At 47.6% G+C, this 24,540-nt stretch carries 22 protein-coding genes and 1 tRNA gene; 12 read left to right on the top strand and 11 right to left on the bottom strand.

Features of this window, described 5'->3' with window-relative positions:
* Positions 1-85: 85 nt before the first annotated feature.
* The 5 genes from QUA25_RS05960 to QUA25_RS05940 all read right to left on the bottom strand — a co-directional run bounded on the left by QUA25_RS05960 (position 86) and on the right by QUA25_RS05940 (position 5,826).
* Positions 86-2,158 carry a Wzt carbohydrate-binding domain-containing protein gene (locus QUA25_RS05960; RefSeq protein WP_333036327.1) on the bottom strand — a complete coding sequence of 691 codons (2,073 nt, stop codon included), beginning with the start codon at positions 2,156-2,158 and terminating at the stop codon, positions 86-88.
* Positions 2,159-2,914: an ABC transporter permease gene (locus QUA25_RS05955; protein WP_333036325.1), complete on the bottom strand. Its 756-nt coding sequence runs from the start codon at positions 2,912-2,914 to the stop codon at positions 2,159-2,161.
* Between the two features lie 32 nt (positions 2,915-2,946).
* Positions 2,947-3,090 (bottom strand): hypothetical protein, encoded by a 144-nt coding sequence (locus tag QUA25_RS05950; protein WP_333036324.1) that lies wholly within the window; start codon positions 3,088-3,090, stop codon positions 2,947-2,949.
* A 109-nt stretch (positions 3,091-3,199) separates the two neighbouring features.
* The gene (locus QUA25_RS05945; protein WP_333036322.1) at positions 3,200-4,549 is read right to left on the bottom strand and encodes a glycosyltransferase; all 1,350 of its coding nucleotides are present in this window, start codon (positions 4,547-4,549) and stop codon (positions 3,200-3,202) included.
* An 86-nt stretch (positions 4,550-4,635) separates the two neighbouring features.
* Complete coding sequence (locus tag QUA25_RS05940; RefSeq protein ID WP_333036321.1) at positions 4,636-5,826, bottom strand: glycosyltransferase; 1,191 nt, start codon at positions 5,824-5,826, stop codon at positions 4,636-4,638.
* Between the two features lie 1,652 nt (positions 5,827-7,478).
* Between QUA25_RS05940 and QUA25_RS05935 the strand changes: the two genes are divergently transcribed.
* On the top strand, positions 7,479-9,113 hold the full coding sequence (locus QUA25_RS05935; protein WP_333036402.1) for an MBL fold metallo-hydrolase: 1,635 nt from the start codon (positions 7,479-7,481) through the stop codon (positions 9,111-9,113).
* Between the two features lie 325 nt (positions 9,114-9,438).
* On the opposite strand, the gene QUA25_RS05930 is transcribed toward QUA25_RS05935, so the two are convergent.
* A complete protein-coding gene (locus QUA25_RS05930; protein WP_006633466.1) occupies positions 9,439-9,750 on the bottom strand; it encodes a DUF6679 family protein in 312 nt (103 codons plus the stop codon).
* Positions 9,751-10,573: 823 nt separating this feature from the next.
* On the opposite strand from QUA25_RS05930, the gene QUA25_RS05925 reads away from it, so the two are divergent.
* The 5 genes from QUA25_RS05925 (at position 10,574) to fba (ending at position 15,235) form a co-directional block, all read left to right on the top strand.
* A complete protein-coding gene (locus QUA25_RS05925) occupies positions 10,574-10,729 on the top strand; it encodes a hypothetical protein (protein ID WP_158307982.1) in 156 nt (51 codons plus the stop codon).
* Between the two features lie 12 nt (positions 10,730-10,741).
* Entirely contained in the window at positions 10,742-12,820 is a 2,079-nt protein-coding gene (locus QUA25_RS05920; RefSeq protein ID WP_333036318.1) for a CapA family protein, read from the top strand.
* A gap of 134 nt (positions 12,821-12,954) precedes the next feature.
* Positions 12,955-13,824 carry an aldose epimerase family protein gene (locus QUA25_RS05915; RefSeq protein WP_445242191.1) on the top strand — a complete coding sequence of 290 codons (870 nt, stop codon included), beginning with the start codon at positions 12,955-12,957 and terminating at the stop codon, positions 13,822-13,824.
* 67 nt (positions 13,825-13,891) lie between these two features.
* A tRNA-Lys gene (locus tag QUA25_RS05910) sits at positions 13,892-13,963 on the top strand.
* Between the two features lie 192 nt (positions 13,964-14,155).
* A complete protein-coding gene (gene fba / locus QUA25_RS05905; protein ID WP_006633469.1) occupies positions 14,156-15,235 on the top strand; it encodes a class II fructose-bisphosphate aldolase in 1,080 nt (359 codons plus the stop codon).
* A 174-nt stretch (positions 15,236-15,409) separates the two neighbouring features.
* On the opposite strand, the gene QUA25_RS05900 is transcribed toward fba, so the two are convergent.
* The 3 genes from QUA25_RS05900 to QUA25_RS05890 all read right to left on the bottom strand — a co-directional run bounded on the left by QUA25_RS05900 (position 15,410) and on the right by QUA25_RS05890 (position 17,609).
* Complete coding sequence (locus QUA25_RS05900) at positions 15,410-15,757, bottom strand: DUF5615 family PIN-like protein (protein ID WP_333036314.1); 348 nt, start codon at positions 15,755-15,757, stop codon at positions 15,410-15,412.
* Positions 15,758-15,760: 3 nt separating this feature from the next.
* Positions 15,761-16,102 carry a DUF433 domain-containing protein gene (locus tag QUA25_RS05895; protein ID WP_333036313.1) on the bottom strand — a complete coding sequence of 114 codons (342 nt, stop codon included), beginning with the start codon at positions 16,100-16,102 and terminating at the stop codon, positions 15,761-15,763.
* A 124-nt stretch (positions 16,103-16,226) separates the two neighbouring features.
* Positions 16,227-17,609 carry an NB-ARC domain-containing protein gene (locus QUA25_RS05890; RefSeq protein WP_333036312.1) on the bottom strand — a complete coding sequence of 461 codons (1,383 nt, stop codon included), beginning with the start codon at positions 17,607-17,609 and terminating at the stop codon, positions 16,227-16,229.
* Between the two features lie 205 nt (positions 17,610-17,814).
* Between QUA25_RS05890 and QUA25_RS05885 the strand changes: the two genes are divergently transcribed.
* The 4 genes from QUA25_RS05885 to QUA25_RS05870 all read left to right on the top strand — a co-directional run bounded on the left by QUA25_RS05885 (position 17,815) and on the right by QUA25_RS05870 (position 19,659).
* Positions 17,815-18,396 (top strand): RNA polymerase subunit sigma-24, encoded by a 582-nt coding sequence (locus QUA25_RS05885; protein WP_333036311.1) that lies wholly within the window; start codon positions 17,815-17,817, stop codon positions 18,394-18,396.
* A gap of 67 nt (positions 18,397-18,463) precedes the next feature.
* The gene (locus tag QUA25_RS05880) at positions 18,464-18,808 is read left to right on the top strand and encodes a hypothetical protein (RefSeq protein ID WP_333036310.1); all 345 of its coding nucleotides are present in this window, start codon (positions 18,464-18,466) and stop codon (positions 18,806-18,808) included.
* A gap of 235 nt (positions 18,809-19,043) precedes the next feature.
* On the top strand, positions 19,044-19,373 hold the full coding sequence (locus tag QUA25_RS05875; protein WP_333036309.1) for a flavoredoxin: 330 nt from the start codon (positions 19,044-19,046) through the stop codon (positions 19,371-19,373).
* A 13-nt stretch (positions 19,374-19,386) separates the two neighbouring features.
* Positions 19,387-19,659 (top strand): hypothetical protein, encoded by a 273-nt coding sequence (locus QUA25_RS05870; protein WP_333036307.1) that lies wholly within the window; start codon positions 19,387-19,389, stop codon positions 19,657-19,659.
* Between the two features lie 221 nt (positions 19,660-19,880).
* On the opposite strand, the gene QUA25_RS05865 is transcribed toward QUA25_RS05870, so the two are convergent.
* A complete protein-coding gene (locus QUA25_RS05865) occupies positions 19,881-20,582 on the bottom strand; it encodes an alpha/beta fold hydrolase (RefSeq protein ID WP_333036306.1) in 702 nt (233 codons plus the stop codon).
* Between the two features lie 152 nt (positions 20,583-20,734).
* Here QUA25_RS05865 and QUA25_RS05860 point away from each other — a divergent pair, with 152 nt between their 5' ends.
* Both QUA25_RS05860 and QUA25_RS05855 read left to right on the top strand, forming a co-directional pair.
* Positions 20,735-21,214, top strand: coding sequence for an NUDIX domain-containing protein (locus QUA25_RS05860; RefSeq protein ID WP_333036304.1), 480 nt, complete (start codon positions 20,735-20,737; stop codon positions 21,212-21,214).
* Between the two features lie 586 nt (positions 21,215-21,800).
* The gene (locus tag QUA25_RS05855; protein WP_333036302.1) at positions 21,801-23,411 is read left to right on the top strand and encodes a hypothetical protein; all 1,611 of its coding nucleotides are present in this window, start codon (positions 21,801-21,803) and stop codon (positions 23,409-23,411) included.
* A gap of 385 nt (positions 23,412-23,796) precedes the next feature.
* Here the strand turns inward: QUA25_RS05855 and QUA25_RS05850 are convergent, their stop codons facing one another.
* Positions 23,797-24,534: a class I SAM-dependent methyltransferase gene (locus tag QUA25_RS05850; RefSeq protein WP_333036301.1), complete on the bottom strand. Its 738-nt coding sequence runs from the start codon at positions 24,532-24,534 to the stop codon at positions 23,797-23,799.
* Positions 24,535-24,540 lie beyond the last annotated feature (6 nt).

The raw sequence follows: 24,540 nt of genomic DNA, 5'->3' as shown, positions 1-24,540 counted from the left end.
GAGAGCGCACAAGATCCAGAGGAAGAAAAGAAAAAGGTATGATTGATGTTTATCTCTGGGATCTCTGCAGTTAAAAACTTTTTTCCTAACTCCAACTAAAATCTTCATGCAACAAATCAGAAAGTTCCTGATTGTAAGGTTTGAAATAATTTGTCAATTCTTGTTCTATTTCCTGTGGCATTTTGCTGTATTCATCGACATGATTAATTTCATCTTCTTTACTTGCACTATAACTAATTTCCAAAAAATTTAACACTTCCGAAAAAACTTTGCCTGTATGTGCGTAATAATCTTCGCTTTTGATAATTAGCAACTGTTCTCTAGGAAAATAGTCGAGCCAATTTTTGATTTGTTCTACATAAATTCCCCGCGACAAATAAGAATAATGCTGGTGATTAAAACTGTAATATTTTTCATCAGCTTGGATTCTTTCAATCTCACCTTTGAGTCTATCAGCTTCTGAAGCGATCGCCTTTTCAAAATCCAACTTTTCGCAGCCGCTCGCCACTTCTAAATGATAGTGCATCCACGCTCGTTTGACGGGGTTTCGCAGCATTACAATCAGCTTAACATCCGGGAAACACTTGTAAACTCGCTCCGCCACCAAAGGATGATAAATATAGTAAGAAGTCATCTCCCATAGGAGCACCTTCTCACTCGCTACACTCCGCGTCAACTGCTTGCTGTACCAATCAACACCACGCTCAAAATTTAATTCAAAAAAGTGAATGTCCTGGGAACCTTCTTTGATAATTTGCAAGTGATTTGCGAGATGGCCGTATAGAGATTCCGTGCCACAGTTTTGAGCACCAATCATTAAAAAGTTAGGTTTTTGCTTATTTGCCAACTGAGTCAAAATCTTGGCGTAGCCGGGATTATTCTTATCCAAATCGTAAGTTTCAGCGGCTGGTTCGGCTAAATCCATAAGCGGCATTTTGCCCTCAAATTCCCAGCGGAACGGCGGACAAAGAATCGTTTTTTGGTTTACAGTCGATCGCACGTACAGCGGATAAACCTGCCAATGATAATCGTAGGCGTAAGCCAAAGTTTCCTCGTAAACCCCAGCATTCACGTAATACTGACCGTTTCCTAAATCCAGCCTATCTATTTGCAGCCGGATTTTGCCTTTCCCTTTCACCAGCGGCAGCAGTCTGCCCATTTGATTAGTATTAGTCTCAAAACAACTTTGACCATCTTCTCTGCTGATTGTTACAGCAAAAATAGCAGCAGAAATTTCTTGGAACACCGAATAATTAATTTCAATGCTAATAGCATCACCGCTATCTATTTCTGCATTCGGAAATACTTTGACTTCGGTAATTTCTACTTCCAAAGAACCGAAGCGATTCTGATTACCTCGCAGTGGCGAGCCGCTACTTGTAGCTTCAGCAGCAGGCAGGGGAGTGCGATTTTCTGTGGACGATCGCATTTCTGACAAATACTGACCAACTACCACTTCCGGTTCCCCATAAGCCACGACTTCACCTGATTTCAGCCACAAAGCCCGATCGCACATTTTCTGAATTTGCGATGCGGTGTGAGAAATCAAAACAATCGCACATCCTTGATTCTTAAACTCAGTTATCTTGTTCAAACATTTAGTTTGAAAAGCCACATCACCAACCGACAAATGTTCATCAACTAACAGCACTTCTGGATCGGTATGCACCGCCACCGAAAAAGCCAGCCGCATTTTCATCCCCGTACTGTAAGTCCGCATCGGGCTGTCAATAAACTGTTTTAACTCTGCAAATTCCACAATATCGTCAAACCTGCGCGCCACTTCGCGGCGAGTCAAACCTGCCACCACCGCACCCACAAACACGTTTTCTCTGCCCGTTAGATCCGTGTGAAAACCCGCACCCAAATCCAACAAGCCGCCAATTCGGCCGTTAACTTTAATAGTTCCTTCCTCAGCGTGACCAATCCCGCCGACTAATTGCAGCAGCGTTGATTTTCCCGCGCCATTCTTGCCAAGAATTCCTAGCATTTCCCCAGGAGAAACAGTAAAATTTATATTCCGCAGCGCCCAAAAACGCGACTCCGGCTTCAGCCGCCACCAACCGGACAAAGCGGCTTCCATAATCGTATAAGGTTTCGCGGTAGAGTAGCGGTTAAAACGCTTACCCAAGCCCTTGACAATAATTGCTTCACGCATTTATAACTCCTCCACAAAATTATCGCTTTGCCGTCTAAAAATTCCCAGTCCGATGGGCAAAAGAGCCGCCACAGCCAAGGTCAAAATTAACAGAACCCGCCAATCGGGCGGCATACCTTTGAGCAGTATGGCGCGGTAAGCTTCTATCAGTGGCACCATTGGATTTAAGTAATAAAAAATCTTAAATTTTTCCGGGACGCTGCTGATGTCGTAGAAAATCGGAGTCAGGTAAAACAGCATCTGCAAAACTACTCCCAAAGTGTGCTGAGTGTCCCGAAAAGTGACATTCAAAGCGGCAAGGGGATAAGCAAAACTAACTGTCAGGAAAAACTGAATAATCATCAGCAGGGGCAACAAAAATAGCACTGCATTCAGATGAACGCCATCAATTGCCAGAAAGATAAGTAACACCGGCAATGCTAAGAAAAAGTGAATGAGCCCAGTCGTCGTCGTGACTACCGGCAAAATTGCCGAGGGGAAATTTGGCTGCCTGATTAGTGCCTTATTATTGGTAATTAATGCCGTTGATTTAAATAATACCGTTTGAGACCAATTCCAGATTAACAAGCCGCTGAAAGCAAAGGAAGAAAATTTTGGAATATTAAGGGGTACAACAGACCGAAACAAAAAGGAAAATACAGCCAACTGTAACAGCGGACTGATTAAAGTCCAAGCAATCCCCAAGGTCGATCGCTTGTAAAGTAATTTCATCTCGCGATCGACCAACACCCGCAGCAAATCGAACCAATGAGCCATTTTGCGCCCATCGACGAACGTTTTCGCATTTCTCACCGCACACCTCCGGCAGCTATCTGAGGTTCTAGCCCGGAGGCCTCCCAGGGCTGAATCTTAACCAAATTCTGAGTCGGCACCAGGGTCAGCTTGTCAGCAATTGGTTCTAAAAAATCAGCTTCAATTAATTTTATTGCCATAATTACCATTTTTAATTTTTGTTGTTTTTACTTCAATTCCTATTTATTTATACTTACTTCAATGGTTCATTACACCTCTATTTTTGGTTGCTTATTTTGCCTAATTATGTCAGTTATAGGATGAACTTTTCAGCTTTTTATTGTCCAATAGTGTAAATAAAAGTAGAGGTTGAAGTAGGGTGTTGTCCACTAAGATAGGCTCAGAATGAGCAGCACTTTTGGGCATACCTTTAACCGCGATCGCCCGAGCCAGGGGTTCGGGAAAGTCAAGCGCCAGAATCGATCGCAAGTGAGCGCCCCGCAGTGGCTCTACACCGAATTTGGGAGTGACGTGACCGACTGACAGTTCACCGTAACGGAGGTAAATGCCCTCGGGTTTTTGCTCGTCAATGATTCGTTCTGCTGCTTCCCAACCTTCCTGCAAATCGATTTCAATTTCATGTCTGCCCAAGTCAGCATGAGTAGGCTCACCTTGCATAAAACTAGAAAGAGCCGATCGACTTTTCAACTCATCGATGACACCCCGCAAATACCAATAACCGCGCAATTTTGGCCGCAACCACCGCCAAGTTCCCCGCATCCGCAGGCTTTCGAGTAAATCAAGAAATTTTCTCAGTCCCAGTGCCAGCCAATCCACAGCAGCCGGCCAGAAAAACGTGACCGCCACCACAATTTGATCCACCAGCGAGTCAGCAGTTTCGTAGACTGCTACCGGCAGTATCGGTCTAAGTTCCGGGTGTCGGTGGCCGATCAAAACATCCGATCGCCCTTCCTGACGAGCTCGGCGGAAAGAGCGATCGAGATTGTTGGTTTCGTGTTCGTAATGAAAGCCCACTGCTTCAGCAGCCACAACAAAAGGTACATCAGCTTTCAGCAAACGCACCCCAAACTCGTAATCTTCCCCGCCGCAGTCCCCGAAAGCCGAATCAAAGCCATCGAGACGAGCAAACAGTTCTGCATCCAAAGAAAGGTTGCCGCTGAGCAAATCTTGATAAGTAAATCGGTGACCAGGCTGACTCATCTGATAAAACTTGTCTTCCCACCAAGCCCGCACATGTACGCCAAACAATGTAGTTCCTCCCTGCAACTTTGGCGGATAAGGACCCATGACAGCACAGCCCGGACGCACTTGGTGTGCCCGCGCGTGGCTTTCGACTAAAGACGGCAGCGCTTCGATGTCATCGTCCAGAAACAGCAGCAATTGCCCGGTAGCCGAAGCTGCTCCGGTATTGCGGGCGATGGAAGCACTCCGGCAATTTACCTCCATCGCGTGCAGTTTAAACGGAGCTTTGTAGTCTTGTAACATTGCCAAAGTATCGTCAATGCAACTATCTGCGACTACTGTAACTTCCATTAGGTCAATCGGATAAGTCTGCGAGTGCAAAGCATCAAGAGCGCGCCGCAGCGAAGAACTTCGGTTGTGAGTGGGAATAATTACGCTAACTGTTAAATTTTCCATATTTACATTATCAAAATTAACTTCATCTGCATTTCATCTGCATTTCATCTGCATTTCATCTGCGGTTAAAAATAATCTAAAAATCCCTATTTATTGCTCCCCTTAATTTCTTGCAACCACTTGCGAGACACAAAATAAGCCATCGGGCCACTGACACAGCCCCGCAGTTGAGCCAAAAGCAAATCACTAGGGATAGAATCCGCTTGCTTTCGCAAAGAAGCAATTAGTTCAGGAATTTGTTTGTACAACAGCCATGACAAGGCTAACACAGGCACACTGAATTCTCTGTTGATTACAAACATCCGCGTCCAGAAAGCATAGACTCCGATGCCGTAGCCTTGGAGCGTTTTTCGCAATTCTTCCCAAGTGCGCCGATGGCGGTGCCAGCTCAATGCTCTCGGCTCGTAGACAATGCAGTAGCCAGCGCGCAAAATGCGGGCAAAGAGTTCACAGTCTTCGCCACCCACCGTGGGCGTTCCCGCCCCCAAAGCTTCGTCAAACAGGCCAATGTAGTCGATCGAACTTTTCCGCAAAGCCATACTCGCCGAAACTCCCACAAGATGCACAATCAGAGGATTGCAGTGCGCCCCATCAAACACTAGGCGCTCAAATCCCCGCCCGTGGGGGCTGTAGCACTCAAACCATTCTTGGGCTTCGGTTTCCAGTTCCAAGGGCATCACCAGCCCCGTGACGCACATCACTCGTGGATCGCTGAAATTTCGCAAGAGCGATCGCAGCCAGTTCGGATCGGGGGCAGCATCATCATCTGTAAGGGCTACGAATTCATGTTTAGCTTCGCGTAAAGCTCGGTTACGGGCAGCGCTGGAGCCTGGTACGTCTTCCCGCACATAGCGGACTTGTGGGTAATTTTTGACCAGTTCCTTGGTAGCGTCCGTGCTGGGACAATTGTCAATTACTAAGTATTCCTGACCCTCGTCTGGGAGCTGCATCAGCGCGTCTAGACAGCGCCGCAAATCTTCCGGTCGATCGCGCGTGCAAACCGCTACTGTGGCGAGCGACAATGCCTCCACCGACCCCCGCTCATCCCATTCTAGAGTGTCGTAGACCAAGTTTTTCCAGAAGTTGTCACCAGCACAATTCCTCAGTGTTTTCCGTAATTCGTCACCGCCAATGCGGCCTCCGACTACGTGAAAAAGAGCTTGACCGATCGGTTTTCCGTGTAGTCGAATTAAAATTAAGGCTTTGCTGTAACGCTCCTCAACCGTAATTTCTGGCGGGAGTTTGGAGATTTCCAGCTCAAGAATAGCTGTTGCCATTTTAGATTTTAGATTTTAGATTTTAGATTTTAGATTTTAGATTGCGAAAAAATCTTAGATACTCCGTATATTACCGGATGTTTTTTACCCGAAATTGTTTTATGGAATAGCAACTTCTCAATGCCATACTTGCCGAGCGCCGATCGCGAATCAAACATAAAGCCTCATTTGGTTATGGCTATTATTTATTTTTACTTTCGATGATCCGCTGATGTCAAGTTTTTTTCCTACATCATAAGATTTTTTTTATCGAAAACATTCGTACCTCAATGCACGTGTCAATTGCAGCCGTTATTTGCCGTCGGCGTCCTCCCCAGTCTCCCATTAATACCAAATCTCACAACCAGATTTTTTGATCAAACCGGGTTTGTGCGATCGCCCCTCATTTCAGCTTTAATTGCCATCGGGTACTATTCTCTAAAACATACCCAACAATTAAACACTCTCGCCATTAAAACTTTGGCGGTTAAACCGCGCACGAATTAGCTGAAAAAACGTCCACAACTCCACCCTAAATAAGACGCAGCAATGATAAAAAAACAGGAGATTACAGGCTGATTGGAGACTGAACGAGCTGAGATTACTTCTGGCAAGCTCGTGGTATTTTTATAGGATGAATATCATCTCTTGTCGGGGGATTTATGTGGCTATGTTTGGGGTAAAACAAAAAAACACATCGTTTTGTCCCCTAGTCAAGGAGAGAAATAAACAAACCTAATTATGGGCCAGTTAGCCGATTTTAGATTTGAGTTTTGATACTTCGGCGAGACTTTGGGCGAGCCGTCGAGTCCAGCTAAGTCGAGCCGCGCTCAGACGTTGGGCGAGCTGTCGAGTCGCCCTCAGTCGAACGATTTGAGATTTACTTCACAGATGAATCTGGAGCTTGAACAACAGTCTAAAACTTTTAGCTGCTGGCGATTCCTGTCGGAAACTTATATCCGTTTTTGGGCGGCGTCAAAAAGCCATTTAAACTCTCTCCTCGATAGCCACAAGGTTTGCTTAGAAGAATGTATCAAACTTTTACAAAGAAACCGATCAAACTCATAAAGCCTCTCTCTGCCCTGACAAAAGCAGTTAGCTAGCACGATGCTGGTTCTCCGTTTTTCAGATTGGACTATACACTGCCCTCAAAACCCTAAAAATGAAGAATTGTAAAGTTTTATCAAGATCTTTGGGCATCTGAATTAAAATCTTCTCATAAAAAAGACTAGCTTTTAGCAGGCGCAAATTGTGGAAAAAGGTTTAAAACTCAGAATATGAGATCGAGTTCGCTACTCTTACATGGTGCAATAAAATGTAACTTTTGATGCCAGAACCAGTAGCCTGAACTTTGTCGAAGGCCGAATGCCCGTCCGGCCAATGCCTTCGGAAAATCGCTTTCTTGGCGCTGCATCAAATCTTAAGTGCAATTACTTTCCTTGCACGAGAGCCGGAGCCTTCGAGCAAACATTTAACTCCAGGGCTTACGCACCACAACTTTAGATAAACCGGGTTTTTTTTACCGGGAGCGAGGGCGGCAACAAAGTGTTTTCGTTCATCAAACCCGGTTTCAGCGTCCGAGACTGAACTCGATCGAATGAATGCAGTCGCAACCAATGTTTAAAAGTGGCGATACTGCAAGTTGCGTGCAAAGCAGGGAGCTAACCGCAGTGATGGATCTCGATTGTTTACCTTACGGCGCAGGCCACGCACAGGAAGGGGTCTGTCTGCTAGTCCGAATGGGGCCGCACCGCATTTTACTCGACTGCGGTATAGAGGATATTGCACCGCTATCAGCGACACTAAATCGATCGCTGCCAGCCGATTTTGTGGTGTGTACCCACGCCCACTCTGACCATGCCAGAGGTTTGCTAGCACTCCATCAATCTTTCCCCCACTTGCCAATTTACGCCAGCGAAGTGACAGCGCGACTGCTACCGCTCAACTGGCCAGAAGTGGCTCATCAGCCAGAGTCCAGGTTCTGTCAGGGACTGCCCTGGCAGTCGCCGCTCGAAGTGCGCCCAGGACTGAGCGTGCAGTTGTTCCCGTCGGGCCATTTGCCCGGAGCGGCGACTGTGCTGCTGACTTATGCAGCCCCGCACCGCACCTACACAGTGGTTTACACCGGCGACTTTTTCCTGTCCAATTCTCGTTTGGTGGAAGGTTTGCCCTTGGGAGAACTCAGGGGCATGAAGCCTGATGTGTTAATTTTGGAAGGCAGTTACGGCACGGCGCGCCACCCTCACCGCCGACAACTAGAAAATCAGTTAGCCGATCGCATCCACCGCGCCATCGCCGACGGTTACTCGGTACTGCTGCCCGCCCCGGCTCTTGGTTTGGGGCAAGAAATGCTGATGCTGCTCCGCAGTCACCACTACTTTACTGGCCGCGACTTGGATATTTGGGTGGACGGCACTGTCGCCGAGGGGTGCGACGCTTATCTGGAACTGTTACCCCAATTTCCCACCGCCGTCCAAAATTTTGCTCTGCACCAACCTTTGTTTTGGGACGAAAGGGTGAAACCCCGCGTCCGCAGGCTGTCTGCCGAACAACGCCCCGGATTGGGAGCCACGCCCTGTATTGTGATTACTGACCAAATAGCTGATTTGGCTTTGTATGTTGCCGATGGCACACATCCTTGGATTTTGCTCGCCCCTCAAAAACCAGGATATCCCGTCAGCGACTGGCTGGGCAACAGGCCCGAATCTGGAGTCACAAGTGTCGAAACTTATCTGCTAGCCGAACACTGCGACGGGCCCGGGACGACCCAACTCATCCACAATTTGCGTCCCCAGCACGTAATTTTACTCCACGGTTCCCCTGCATATTTGGCTGACTTGGCTAACTTGGACGAGCTGCGAAACCGCTACCAGTTGCACACTCCGGCGGCCGGAACACTTGTCGAATTGCCGATCGGGGAAATGTTTTTGCAGCCCGCTATCCCAGAAACTAACTATGAGGGAGAAGTCAGCGAATTGGGGACAGAGGTAGCAATTAGCTTGCCCAGTCCGATTACAGCCGATCCTCGGTGGGCCAATTTTGCCGATACCGGTTTGGTAGAAGCGCGCTGGCAAGGCGAAGAACTGGTACTGCGGGGAATCTCCCAGCGGGAACTCCTTTTTCAAGGCAGCGCCGTTCAGACCAACCTCGAATGCTGCGGCAATTGTCAGCACTATCGCAGCCAGCGCTGTTGGAACCAGTCCAGTGCTTTGTTTGGCTTTAAAGTTACCCCCGACGGTTACTGTCCCGTGTTTAAAGCGATACCGGAGTCGGAACTTTTCCTAGATGGCGAAACAGACGGCGAATAAGCTGTCGGGCATCTAGAAACCAGCCTGCAGGCCTAGAAAACAAAAGAACAGCCCTGGACGCAACCAGACAAAAAACCCTGTTTCAGCAGAGCTAGGGTGTCGCGCATTGAATTTTTCAACTACTGTGTATTTACGCTGTTGTCCCGTGGGCAGCAGATCCCGCCATCAAGCTTAAATTTAAAGGCAAAATAGTTTATGTGGTCACAACCCAGAATATTTTCGGCCTCAACCGGATTTTTTGCATAATAATTTCTCCACAAAAAAGGGAGAAAAGTAGTTTTCTTTTCCCCCAAGTTTTCCTTGTGCCTCAAGCGCGAGCTCAAAACTATTCCAAATTCGAGTCCGGGTAGTGATTGCGAATTTGTTCGGCTTCGGGACAATCGTCAGAAACTAGGGGTTCGCAGTTAGTTCGGGACACCGAAGCCAACTTCTGGGACACAGCTCCAATACTTTCGAGACGCACCATTTCTTCCCAAGAGCTGATTTCGTCTTCTTCGTCGGTTTCGTAGCGCAGCGTGACTAGATCCCCTTCAATATCTAGGATACGAGCGCGCTCTATCCAACGTTGCTGATCTCGAAGAAAAATAGAAACCTCACGACCATCACAACAGAGTTGATAGATTTTGCGCTGTAGCATTTGTCAGTTCTCCTGCGCAGTGTAACTTGCTTAAAATATGGTCTGTTTACCGTAACGTACTTTGGGTTTTACATCGGAAGGCACAGCCGTATGGACTGGCCAGTTTCACGTTTTCCGCAACTTTTGTACCGATGGGAGTTACCAAATTTGATTTTACCACCAAATCTATCTAGTACGCCATTTATCCAATTACAGGTTCTGCAGCCAGTGGCATCCCTCGTGAGAGGCATTTGCCAGCATAGATTGGAGCATTAGGACTTGACGACAGCACCCGATTAACAGCGACAATAACAACAGACTCTGCCTCAAAAATCTCGCTCTCTTTTGCCTCTACTTCCCCAGAAACCTTTTGTTTCGACGTTTGTTCGATCGCCCACTAACGCCTCTTGGCTCAATCTCAAATCTCAAATCTCAAAGCGAAAGCTCTAAAGCGACACTCAAACAGCGACAATAAAAACAGACTCTGCCTCAGAAATCTCCCTCTCTTTTGCCTCAAGTCCCCCATAAACCTCTTGTTTGGATGTTATTTCTAGCCCCCAGTACCCCCTCTTAACTCAATCTAAAATCTAAAATTTAAAATCGATTGTTCGATCGCCCACTAAAGCCTCTTGGCTCAATCTCAAATCTCAAATCTCAAAGCGGAAGCTCTAAAGCGACACTCAAACAGCGACAATAAAAACAGACTCTGCCTGAGAAATCTTCCTCTCTTCTGCCTCAAGTCCCCCATAAACCTTTTGTTTGGAGGTTATTTCTAGCCCTCAGTACCCCCTCTCAACTCAATCTAAAATCTAAAATCTAAAATTTAAAATCGATTGATCGGAGTGTGATAAAAATCACTGACAGCAGGCAGCCCCTAAATGTAGAAAATGGTGGCGGCCAACAACTAGCTTCAAAACGGGCAGCGGAACCTGTGGCGGTTAAGCTAAAAGAATTGCGGTTCCGTTCAAAACAAATTGGAGTCATCGCTCGTGCGTATTAAGGAGGCTAATTGATGGTGTACGCAGAAAATTGGTCGCAGCCGTCTATCTTGGAGCTAGCGCGATCGGGCAACTTTCAAGCCCTGAATTACTGGATTGACAGCTTGCTGCGCCCCGAAGGGATTTATGCCCGCGTCGAACAGGCTCAGGCCGGCTGCGTCCAAATCCTCCTAGAATTCCAGCGCGAATTTGCGCCAGAGACTACATTACTCGGGAGCACTCTCCGGGAAGGCCTAGTCAAATTTATTTGCCACCAACTCTGGAGACTCAACTCGCCAGCAGTAGAAGGAGTGCGAATTCACGCGCGCTTGGCTGGGGATGCAGACATTCTCTGGAAACAGTCAGTACGAATTGTCACTCCGGCAAACCGCCAGCGGCGGCGTTACCGTTCCCTACCGGTCGTGGATTGGGTTAAATTTAAAACGTATCGTTCTCTGCTGCTAGTGGGATCGGCACTTGCATCATTTATTTTAGGGTGTTGGGTCAGCTACCACGAAGCTCTCACCCTGCAGTCAGTATCTCCAGTATCCGGGTACCAGCAAGCTGCGGTAATGTCGGGGCCGCCTCCAAAACGTGCGGATACGGTGCAAGCGGCCTTAGAAGTGGTACCAGTAGTACAGCAAAAGCAAGTTGCTAATCGTTACGACCCAACAGTAACGCTGATGTTCGGAGGAAATGTGAATCTATCGGATGCGCTCGGAGCATCTGCTGCCAACGATCACCAATGGGCTTTCGCCAATATGGATGAGTACCGGCAAGCAGATGTGGCGATGGTTAACCTAGAAAACTCCCTGACTCGCTCTACATTGGGCTCTGCCAAAAAACAATTAAATTTTAAAGCCGATCCAGAATCGGTGAAAGTATTAACAGCCGGAGGAGTGGATATTGTCAATCTGGCAAATAGCCGCGCTATGGATTACGAGGAACCTGGGCTGGTGGAGACTATGAATACTCTAGATAGTAGTGGGATTCAACACCTGGGAGCCGGCAGAGATATTAAACAAGCGAGGCGTCCAGATATTATTGAAGTTAAGGGTCAGCGAATTGCCTACCTCGGTTATTACGATGCCGAGCTTAACGTCGCCGACCAAGGGAAAGCGGGCACTAACCCCCGCCGCAACAATCGCGTGGCCGAGGATATTCGAGCTCTTAGGGGTCAGGTAGACTGGATTATTGTTAATTACCACTGGGGAGTCGAATTGGCAGATTATCCGGGGGACTGGCAGATTGATTTGGCTCGGTTCACGATCGACCAAGGAGCTGATTTGGTAGTGGGACACCATCCCCAGGTACTGCAAGGTGCAGAAATTTACAAGGGCCGTCCGATAGTTTACTCGCTGGGTAATTTTATATTCGGCGGGAATGCTCGCAGGGATTACGATACCGCAGTCCTGAAAGTATCGCTCAAAGACAGGAATATGAAGGTAGAGTTTCTGCCTGTGGAGGTGAAAAAGTTTCAGCCGAAGGTGGTGAAGGGAGCCGCAGCCGATCGCATTCTCAAACGTGTCGAGCAAATTTCTAGTATTTTCGATCGACCGATGCAATCTTCTGTAGTTCTCGATGCCCTAGTCCAGCCAGGAGCGGCATCAAAAACTCCAAATTCTCCATTGCCAGGAGCAGCACAGAGCGGTACATACCAGCCCGGGCGAGGTTCCGGGGGAACCTCCGGTGAAAGCACTCAGCAAGGGCCCGGACAACCCAAGCCTACTTTGATTTTGCCGGCTTTGCCGGCTGCGCCCCAACAGCCGGACAACTCCTCATTTTTCCCGAACGGGACGGGGCCTGCAATTGAATCAAACCCACCTCCGAATCAAAATTTGCCGCCGCGCATCTACCCCACTCAACCTCAAAATCCCAGCCGGGAACCAGAGCCGTTTACAAAAGAGCCATTCATCAAAGAGCCGTTTATTTCGCCCCCTTCTCCCAGTCAAGGAGCAGTGCCGAGTCCCCAAAGCTCTCTTCCCCCCACTAGGGCTGTATCTTTTGAAGTCGCACTCAAAGGGCAGCCGACCTCAGCGATCGTACCAACTACCCGCAGCAACCGCTCCAAACAGCCGATCACCCTGCCTCCCATAGCTGGGAGCATTGGTTAGCCGGTGAGGGCGGGAGCGAGGATGCAGGGGGAGGATAGGGGTGGTAATGGGTGAACATCAAGATACTAGCGACCAATTATTAACGATCGATTTACTGACAACCAATGATCAATGACCTACTACCGATGACAAATGTGTTTGCGATCGCGCTCAAGCAAAAGCAGTACAAAACCTATATCCTCTCCGACGAAACGGCTAACTCTACTCTAGAAGTTGTGCCGGAACGGGGCGGTATTGCCACTAGCTGGCTGGTTGAAGGCAAAGAAATCTTCTACTGGGACGCGGAACGGTTCGCCAATCCCGATCTAACTGTACGTGGCGGGATTCCCATCCTGTTTCCCATCTGCAGCAATCTCCCCGAGAATACTTACACCCACAAGGGAGTCGAGCGTAAGCTCAAACAGCACGGCTTTGCTCGAGACTTGCCTTGGACAATAGGTGAACAAGTTACGGAGGGTTGCGCCGCTCTTACGCTGATTCTCGATAGCTGCGACAAGACGCTGGCTGTTTATCCCTTTGATTTCCAACTAGCCTTCACTTATCAGATTAAAGGCAATTCTTTGGAAATTTTTCAGCGATACACCAATCTGTCTGCCGAACCCATGCCGTTTTCTAGTGGTTTGCACCCCTACTTTTTGGCGACGGACAAATCTAAGCTCCGCTTTGAGATTCCGGGGATGCAGTACAGAGATCAGAACACCCATGAAAAGGGTTACTTCACCGGGGTTTTTGACGAGACGCTGGATGAAATTGATGTTTCCTTTGACGAGCTCACTGGTCTTGCTGCTACTGTCACTGACGCGGCGAGCGGCTTGCGGCTCACCCTCAGTTACAACTCCAGCTATGGGAAGTTGGTTTTCTGGATGGTGAAGGGCAAGGATTTTTACTGTTTGGAACCTTGGACTGCTCCTCGAAATGCCCTCAACACTGGCGAACACTTGATTTATTTGCAGCCGGGAGCGACTTGCGAGATGCTGGTTCGCATGACTGCAAATTTTATTTAAAAAACACTTGCTATTTCAAATGAGGGGTGCTACTATTAGAAATTGTGTGCGGTAACAATGTTTTCGCGGGTCGCTAGCTCAGCGGTAGAGCATTCGGCTTTTAACCGATTGGTCTCGGGTTCAAATCCCGGGCGACCCATAAAAATTTGTGAGTTAAGAATTTTGAGTTTTGAGCTGAATGCTCGGAACTCAAAATTTTGTTTTTTGAACTTTTAAGTAAATCTGGAAAGATAGTGCGCGATCGGTGGCAAATTGTCTTAATATTATCGTAAGAATTAAGCTTGTCCAAAATTCACTGCCCAAAAATCACAAATAATTAGGAGGAATATCTATGGCGCTTGTACCTATGCGATTGCTGCTCGACCACGCGGCTGAAAATGGTTACGGCCTACCGGCTTACAACGTCAACAACATGGAGCAAATCCAAGCGATCATGCGCGCTGCTGACGAAACCAACAGCCCTGTGATTCTGCAAGCTTCTCGCGGCGCTCGCTCCTACGCTGGCGAAAATTTCCTGCGCCACTTGATTTTGGCAGCAGTTGAAACCTATCCTCACATTCCCATTTCCATGCACCAAGACCACGGCAATGCCCCCGGCACTTGCTATTCTGCCATGCGCCAAGGTTTTACCAGCGTGATGATGGACGGTTCTCTGGAAGCGGATGCTAAGACTCCCGCCAGCTACGAGTACAATGTTCAAGTTACTCGCGATGTGGTGAATGTTGCTCATTCGATCGGCGTTAGCGTTGAAGGCGAACTCGGTTGCTTGGGTTCTCTGGAAACAGGAATGGGCGAAGCAGAAGACGGCCACGGCTTTGAAGGTGCGCTTTCTCACGATCAGTTGCTGACAGATCCTGAACAAGCTGTTGATTTCGTCGAGCAAACCGGCGTTGATGCTCTAGCAGTCGCGATCGGCACTTCTCACGGCGCTTACAAGTTCACTCGCAAGCCGACTGGCGAAATTTTGGCAATCAGCCGCATTGAAGAAATTCACCGCCGCTTGCCGAATACTCACTTGGTAATGCACGGTTCTTCTTCTGTGCCCCAAGAATTGCTGGAAATCATCAACAGCAACGGTGGCAAAATCCGCGAAACCTACGGCGTACCTGTGGAAGAAATCCAAAAGGGCATCAAGTGCGGTGTTCGCAAGATCAATATCGATACTGACAACCGTTTGGCGATTACCGCTGCGGTGCGCGAAGCTTTGTTTGCGAAGCCCGATGAGTTTGACCCCCGCCACTTCTTGAAGCCGTCGATCAAGTATATGCAGAAGGTTTGTAGCGATCGTTATAACTCTTTCGGTTGCGCCGGTCACGGTACAAAGATTAAGCAAGTATCTTTGGATGATTTTGCAGCTAAGTATGCTAAGGGTGAATTGAGCTCTTCTGCTAAGAAAACTGTGGCTGTTTAAGAATTTTAGGTTTTAGATTTTAGATTTGTCTGAGGTCTAAAGTTTGGATTGCCGGGTAGCTTTGAAGTTGCCCGGTTTTTGTTTGTGCGATTTTATGTATTTAGTTACTGGGCGATTGAAATCGCTACTATACAAACTAAGTCTGCCTCCGCAGACTAAAGAATCAACGAGGCATTAAGGTGACAAAGTAGGGCGCACAACACGAATCAGTTTACCTTGCAAAGATTCTTCTGCTGTAATAGCCGCGTTGATTCGGTTAGCCAGCGCTTCCCAATTGCGATCGTTCGTACAGGCAATAATACCAGCATGATGTGGCTGTATGCGGTGCAACCTAAAGAAATCTTTACGGTTTTCGGTAATGACGGCACGTTTTTCGCTACTAGCAAAAGCTAAAACATCCGGGTCAGGAATTTTCTGATTCGCTCTACCTGCTTCTTGGACAGTCAAAACATCGTGTCCTAAAGCTCTCAGTAATTCTACAACAGGATAGGGGTATTGCTCATCGGCATAGAGACGTGCCATCGGCTACAAATCCTCGTCCATCACTTTATCGTTTTCCCGAAGTTCTGTTTCAATTTCATCGGAGAAAGCTTCAGCATAGGCCCAAGCGTTAGCAATATCAGTAGCAGAGAGTAATCGATAGCTTGTGAGTAACTCGGCTTCGCTATAGCCAATACGACGAGCTTCTACAAGTCCCCAAACGGTGATGCGAGTTCCAGCAATGCAAGCACTTCCGCCACAGACATCAGGCGTTTTTTCAATACCGCGCCAAGGAGTGATTTTGCCTTGAGTGAGGAGTTGAACGACTTGAGCTTTTTCGTCGTCAGAGAGTGCCAGGAGTTGAGGCTCTAATTCTTTCAGCGTCATGACAAACAATGGAATTGCGACTACCGATCATTCTATCGAACCGATCGCCCTATTTACCCGATCGCCCATTGCCACTTCTAGTAATTTGGATGAAGCGCGACAATGTAAGCAATGGTTGTATAAATTACACTGTATGGGCGATCGCATATTGCTTCAACACAGATGAAATCGTGTAAAAATTTGCTTGTTGTTCAATCAAGCAGCGCCGCGATAAAGATTGCAGCGCATTTAGCACATCTGAAGCCGGAATTCTGTCATTTTCTAGCAATTTTGTCCGGTTGATTGGCTGGCTTTCTTTCGCTAACAAGGAGATTACTTGTTTTTCTAGTTCGGATAGGCGATCGAACTGCTGCTGTAAAACATCTTTCAAATCTTCGGGCAACAATATAGTATCATTTGGTAATAGCTCTGTCACGCCTCCTCCCAAGTCTTGAATCAGATTCGCCACGCTTTTTAACCATAGGGGGTTGCCTTGGTAGCGATGAATGAGAGTTTCACTGTTGTCGATTTCTTCTAACCCATAATCTCTGAGTATTCCCCGTCCGGCGGCGATGTCTAAACCTTTGAGTTGTAAAGTACGAATAGAAGTGTTTTGGCTTTTAACTTGAGCCACTTCTCTCGGCTGTTCCCAACCGATTAAGAGAAAGCAGCTTTGATGGGATAATTTTTCTATTTGTTTAAATAAAGAGCGATATTCTTCGCATTCAGGTTTGTATTTTCCTGCAAATACCCCCCTACAGAAAAGGTTGTGAACGTCATCTAAGACGATTAAACAGCGATGGTTTTGTAAATACTTAATCAGCGGTAATCGTTTTTGGTTTGTTGGGGATAAATCTTGTTTTTCGGAATGGGAAAAAAGCTGTATTAGGTTAGATTGAAATGTGTCTAGGGTGGGGAATTCGTCTAGAGTGTACCAAACTGCGTACTCAAACTCGTCTTTGATTTGTTGTACGAGTTGGACTGCTAAGGTGGTTTTGCCGATGCCGCTGATACCGGTGAGGGTTATGAGGCGGCTGTGTTGTTGTAGAATCCAGGTGGTGAGGGTTTGGAGTTCGAGGGGGCGATCGAAGAAATCACCCAACTCTGGCATTTCGCTTAAATCTTGATGTATAGTTTTAGTTTGTTTTGAGTTAGATGTTTCCTGATTTGGTGGGTTTGAGTTTGGTATATTTGGCGGGTGTCTAGCTTCTCCACAGATGTTGAAATTACCGATGGCTACAACGTCTTGTGCAAAGTTTGAAGAATTAGAGACTTGGAACCTCTCCATTGTGGAGCGAAAATTTGTTTTACTGACATCTTCCCCTAACTCCTCTGAAAGTATCTGCCATAATTCCGATCCGATTTCCCTGATGCGACTTTCAGAACAGTCAAAGTCTTTCGCTATTTCTTTGTATGTCTCGCGTTGTAGAGTTCCCCGCAGTACCGCTGCTTGTAAATCGTCAAGGTGCTGACCTGTTTTCTCGAAAACTATGCGATCGGCGACATTTAACATTTCTTTAAGATTCATCTGGCAGGGAGATGCGAGAGTTTTGTGTATTGTAGCTCACAACGGCCAACATTTTCGTACATTTTCGTACATTGTTGTACAAACTTAGATTAAAGTTAGAGTCAAAGCGAGGGAGAAGTGGCGGCAAAATAGAACATTATTGGGCTAGACGAACCTTTAATTTATTAAGGATAATGGAACAAGTATTAAAAGGATAAATTGATTTATGAATTGGGAAGATTTTGCCAGTAAAGCAGGTGAAGAAGTTGTAGAAAATGTTGTAGAAAAAACTACGGGAATTGATGGAAATACAGTCAAAACAGTCAAAGCGGTTGCAGAAACTGGTGCTGCGCTAGGCGCGGCTGCCAGTGCTGCTACAGGGTTGAGTGTTGCAGCAACTTCAGGAGCAGGAATTACTTCGGGTCTAGCTGCGGCAGGTGGTGTGGTTGGTGGTGGTATGGCGGCGGCTCCTGCGGTATTAGCAGCAGGCCCTGCTTATCTGGGGGCAAAAATAATGAATGAAACTTTGTTCAAAGAGCAATCGAATTTGTCTGAGGAAGAGAATCATGCTCGTGCAGCGGCAAGAAAAGCTACAAACATTGGGGCTGTTGCTGGTTTAGCTGGTGCTGGTGCTGTAACGGTAGCTGGCGGTGCTTCTGGTGCTGCAATTATGGGCACCCTTGCGGGTATCGGTGGCGTTGTCGGGGGAGGTGCAATTGCTGGTACTGCCATAGTTGCTGCTGCACCTGTTGCTGCGGCGGCTGCTGTTGGATACGGAATATATAAACTGTTTGGAGGTAAAGGGTAAAGATAGTTAGTTCAGTTTGACTTTGAAGGTCTAATTAATCTGAAGTTTAGCGGAGCACTTAATTATTATGGATGAGATAGTCAATAAGTTAGCTGGTCTAGGAGTTGCTGGTTTAGTCTTAGTTGGGCTTGTTGCAACCTCTTCTTATGCAGGAGCCGTAGCAATTACAACTTCGTTAGCTTTTTTAGGTGGTCCTTTTGGCATGATTGGGGGCGCAGTTGCTCTCACCTTGATTGCAGGCGTTTCAAGCATGATTGCAAAGGTTGGGGTTGAGACTCTAGCAAAGGCTGTAGTTCAAAAGCTTAAGGAGAGTGGCAGATCGGAGAGTTCTATCATTCAAGAAATCAATAATTTTCCAATGATTACTCAAGGTCTACGTTCCCAACTACGTGAATATGTCCGCCTAGTATAAAAGGAATAAGTGTGATTGCTGCTCTCCATTAGTGCGATCGCCTTTTTTTGTAGGTTGGGTTGACGCTTGTGTCATCCCAACCTCTTTTTCTACGTACAATCTTATCCATTGCCACCATTTAAAAGTGCGCTGATTGCACGGAGGGCGATGCTTGAGTTAAAAAAAGATCGATCGCCCTATGGGCAAAGATTTCTGCTAAAGTATAGCGCGTACTTAAATCAAACAGCCTACACTTGTGGAAAGAATTCCAAACGAGGCCTTAGTAGTTCGTGGCGGTCGCAATCGCCCAGAAGATATTAAACGCAGTACGGCAACTCACCCCAGCGGCATCACGGGAATTTCTGTAGAATGTGCAGTAGGATTATCTGTAGCAGAGTTAGCAGTGACAATCCCTCATGGACAAGTTGGTGTGACGACAGTAGGTGAGGTTCGATCGTTCGATGGAGATGTTATCCGTACTTCTGGCCGCAGTCCAAATCATGCAACATTAACTGGCTTAACACCAGAAAAAGCAAGTCTGCTGCTGACACCAACTATTCCTAATCCATCACAACAATCATCCTGAGTTAAGCAAAAATATGAAATATCCCAGAATCTTTGCAGATTTTCATAATGCGGATGAGCAGGGTCGCCTTCGCCTAAATTGCGTTGGTACCATTGAAGATTTGAGTCGCCAAAATATCAAGTTGGAAGATGGCAAATTCTTAGCATTGTATGACGAAGAGTTAGAAGTCGATGGCGTAGTGCAATATTCAGAAGAGGAAAGTCTTTGGGTTGCAGTAATTGATTGGAAGCAAATTAGGCAGGTAACAGTAGCATTGTCGCCCAATTCCACCCCCGCCAACGTATAATTTGATTGTGTTGTTCGCCGCGACTTCTGAATCTTACCGATAATGCCACATAAAATATTTTTTCAATCTATTCAGTTAGCGATAAAAATTTAAGTAAACATAGCATCGGGGGGGCGAGTTTTGCCGCACTAAACTCGCTCCTAATATCAAATTCTAAATAAATCCTTCCCTTAAACCTTCTGCTTCTTCCTTCGCGTCCTTCGCGTCTTCGCGGTTCATTTCTAACACAAATACCCAATCCAAGTCGGCAAAACCTCCGGCGAACCGTACCACTTCCCCGGAGAACGAGGCGAATGCCAAACCCCCTCCAACACCAGATTTTCGGCCCCGTCCAAAACAGCAGCTTCCACCGGCGTAATTCCATCTCCCCAAGTTTCGCCCTTCCCCACAGTCAACTCGTAACTTTTATAAGCCAGCCAAGTCCCAAAACTGCGCTTGCCAAAAACAGCCTTCCCAGCAGCGCACACGTAGCGCACCTGCGGGTGAAAAGCCCCCGGATAGTGAATTTTGACAAAATCTAGATTTTTGCGCGTCCAGCGCTCTTGAGAGACGTGCGGCGTGCCTAAAGTGATTAAAGTATTCACATAAGGGTGAGCTTCCCACAAACTGGCGTCCTCAAGCACGTCGCCGTGAATCGTGTAAGGCTTTTCGCCCAAATAGATGCGAGAAATCCAGCCGCCGGCGGAATGACCGAGGAGATTGATCTGGGGAACGCCGTATTGCTGTAACATTTGTTTGACCGTGCGATCGAGCTGTCGCAAAATTGGCACCATCGACCGCCCGCCAAAAGTTGGCAACCAATCTCCCTTGCCTAGAGGAACTGTTACTGTTGGGAAACCTCGATCGACCAGAGACTTTTCTAATTCGCGATAGTCGGAAGCAGCAGCAAAATATCCTGGTAAAATCACGGTTGGTAATGGCATTGTCAATTTTAAATTTTAGATTTTAGATTTTAGATTTTGCGGCCGGAGTGCTACGATCTGTTTTTCAAGTTCAAAGACGCTTGCCGAAGCATCCTTTGGATTGCTAACATCTGCCGCTCGTTAAACCTTTTGCTTAGGGAATATCTACTTCTATGGCTCGCGAGCCGATTCAAACATGGTATTTTACCCTAGTTGTCGTTCACTTAGAAGACCGTTTTCTACTGGTACAAGAGCGCAAGTACGAGCAGCAGTGGTATCTCCCAGCAGGGCGAGTGGAAAAAGGGGAGACTTTGCTCGAAGCTGCTATGCGTAATACCCTTGAGGAAGCAGGCATTTCCATCATCGTTGAGGGAATTCTCCGGGTAGAACACACAGTGATGCCTAAAGGCAATGTGCGCCTCCGAGTCATTTTTGTGGCTCGTCCCCAAGATAAGACGCCGCCTAAGAGTAAGCCGGATGAGCATACTTTGTGCGCGGGCTGGTATTCTCTCAAGGAATTAGACCAGTTGTCTCTACGGGGAGAGGAAGTTCGAGAAATGTTTCAATATATGGCAAGCGGCGCTCCAATTTACCCCATCGACTTGCTCACCATCGAGGGAGCTCCTTTTAAAAATTACCGCTATCGCTGGTGAATCAAGGGGCTTTTGAGATTGCCGCCACAGCCTCCGCGTACAACGCGCACCAACTCGATCAGTTTTGAGTTTTTTGATCTCGTAACCGAATTGGAAACGCCGATCAATCCGTTGGCTTGATCGTGTGTAATGAAATAATTAGGCCCCTGAACCCGAAAAAAGACGGTATAGCAACGGCGCAGTCTGTTTTTTCCATCGCCCCAGTCCGGCCCGTCTGAGGCCCGGCTCACCATTCTCAACAATATCTGATAAACCGCGTATAGGATTCGGCCAAAGGGATTAGGCAAGAAAAACAATGGTTTCAGCAATTAACAACGTCCTCACCCTATTTGCGGTTGCTATACAAGCGTGGAACTAGGCAAAAAACCGGGTTTCTAGGCTTGAGTGCTTGATGTGAGGGTCGCCAAATCTAAATAAAAGTCGATCGGGCAATTTCGATACCGACCGTGCTAAAATTATACCTTTGAATTCTCCAACAGCAACTTTTAAAATCACTCAAAAAAAATATCAATTAATAACTATTAACTTCCAATTCCCAATTATCAATTCTCAATTACCAATTACCAATTCCCCATTCCCCATAGTCATGACTGACTCTTCCTCCCTAGCCAACACCCTTTCCGAACCGCTGCGCCAGCCTTTTTGGTGGGCAGCCCTAGCTTCTGTCAGCCTTCACGGAGTGCTCGGAGTAAGTGCCCCAACGCTCTCAAGCATACTTTATGGTGGAAATTCCTCAAACAATATTCCCGGTTCTGTCGGCTTGGTAGAACTAACTCCCGCAGAAGCCGGTCGCCTGCCACAAACCATACCACCGCGCGCGTCTAATACGCGATTTACGCCATTTTCGATCGCACCAGTTCCCCTTCGACCCGGGCCAAAGTTAGCCCCGCCCTTGCCCCCCGCACCGGATACCATCAACTTGCCCGCCATGCCGCCGGGAATGCCGCCTCCTGGATTCTTTTCCCCTCTGCCTTATCCCTCTCTCCCGCCGTTAACGGCCCCAACAGCCCCGCCACCTCCCAAAACTCCATCCCCAACAGTCAGAGCCCCCTCCCAGCCAATACCCACTTTCGTCCCACCCGTACCTCCCAGCGGTTTCCTTTTCCCACCCTTACCTGGTAATTTTGATCGCAATATCCCGCCACCACCATCGCTGCCAGAAGCGCCCCAGCTTCCCGGCGGCGGCTCGGAAGATGAAGCAGAGGCGCTCAAAAAGATCATAGCCAATAGAGGCGGACTTCCACTATTTCCCGACGGAGCTCCAGTCTTTACCCCGGAATTCCCAATTGCCGGCAGGAATGTGGGACCCGATGGAGTACCAAAATTGACTCAAAAAGATCCCAATAAAAGAAATCTCATCGCAGAAACTCAGTCCGGCCAACCGGGTTCAAACTTACCCACCGACAAAGAGGCACTACTTGCGGCTGCACAGACCTATGTTGCTTTGTTTGAGAAATTCAAAAAGGCTTATCCTGACTTGGAAATGACGAACCCGACTCCTGTGAACGTCCCTTATCCCGTAACAGCTTGTTCGCAAAAACTCCAAGGAAGAGCAGTTTTTGGAGCAGTTGTCAGCCCTCAAGGCTTGCTCAAGGCAGAGCCACAGTCGATCGTCCCCACGGGTTACGGTATTCTCGATAATGCGGCTAAAATTGCGATTATTAGCCCTTCTCTAACATTTGAAGCAGCCAGCACGCACAAGCTTTACCAACTGGCTATCGATTTTAAGTACGACGAAAAAGTTTGCAGTGGCATTCCTGTCACCCCAACCAGGCCCAACCCACCAGGCCAGCAGCAGCCAGCGCCCGCCCCGACAGCCCCCAGCAGACCAACAGGTCAGCCGCTCACCCCAGGACCTGCTCAAGTGAAACCGCAGTTTGAGAAGCCGCCGGCCGCTTCAAACAAACCGCAGCCAGGGCCCCAACCGTCGCCGCCCCCACCAAAGCCAGCCCCCAAACCGTCGCCGCCCGCACCTCAACCGAAACCAGCAGCGAAACAGCCGCCAGAACCTGGGGCGCAACCCGCCGAAGTGTCGCCGCCGGAAGCTGCACCACCTCCTGCCCAGGAAGTGCCACGTGAACCGGAAGCTGCACCACCTCCTGCCGAAGTGCCACGTGAACCGGAAGCTGCACCACCTCCTGCCGAAGTGTCGCCGCCGGAAGCTGCACCACCTCCTGCTGCTACTACCGAAAATTAATGGCTAATGGGGAATCGGGAATTGGTAATATCAAATCTGCTGTTGCTTCGCTATTGTCAGTATCATCTCATTGTTCGCGATGCGTTGCAATGGCAGGGGTTTTTTATGGCTAGGAGTATCAACACTTTGGACAGTTTCAGGTCTTACGCATGGGGGCTAGAAGCCCGGTTTCTACGAGTTTTGCCAACAGAAACGAGAAATATAGGAAGAAACCGGGTTTCATCAGTCAGCCTGCGTAAGCCCCCGCTGGCGTTGTTAGTTAGATCGTAGTCTAAAACCCTTGATTTTCCGGTGGAATATCCTGTGCCTTGTAAGCGTTGTTTGCTTTTATAGGATAGCCATGAAACCCCTTACCAATTACCAATTACCAATTACCAATTACCTCTCAATTGTATTGAACTTTATACATTTGGAATAAGTCGCCGCTTTGCTTTTTTACTACCTTAGCGCCCGCAGCTTTAATCATTTTTTCCCAATCTTCAATTGTCTCTAAAAATACTTCGCCGGCTCGATAAGTTTCCAAAATTGCCCAATCTTCTGCTAGAGGAGCATCGGGGTTGAGGACATCAAAAACAAAATGACCGCCCGGTTTTAGTACCCGCTTTACTTCTCCCATCACAATACTCCAATAGTCTATGGGATAGTAACAGCTAAAGCCTGTAGCGAGGCATAAATCGAACTGAGCCTCCTCGTAATTTAACTGGTGGGCGGGAGCCCATTCTACGCCTTTAAACAGCTTAGAATTGAGCTGAGGGCCGCGAGCGTTTAAGGCGTCTCGCGCTGCGCTGCTGATTTCTTGACCGTAAAAATATGCCTCCCAATCCCGCCAAGGGTAGATGAGAAAGCTGACTCCGCAGCCAATGTCTAAACAGCGCTGATTTTTTTGAGGTTTGGCAATTTTCCAGAAGGGAGAAACTGTTTTTTCTTGGAGAGTTCCTGCAACAGATTCTAGGAAAATCGGCATTGCTTCGACTTCTTCGGGTAAAGCGAAAGCTTCTCCTCGGTATTCGCGATCGAATCGAGAAGCGACTTGCGACAGTAAAACTTGCCAGCTATCTGATTTTCCTTTAGCAAACCAAGTCTGCTCCTGACCCGCTACTGGGCGATCGGACTTTTTAGACATTCTTGA

The sequence above is a fragment of the Microcoleus sp. Pol17C6 genome (genome assembly GCF_036701145.1).
Lineage (GTDB): Bacteria > Cyanobacteriota > Cyanobacteriia > Cyanobacteriales > Microcoleaceae > Microcoleus.
Note: the sequence above shows the minus strand (reverse complement) of the source record. Positions and strands in the feature narration are given on the sequence as shown.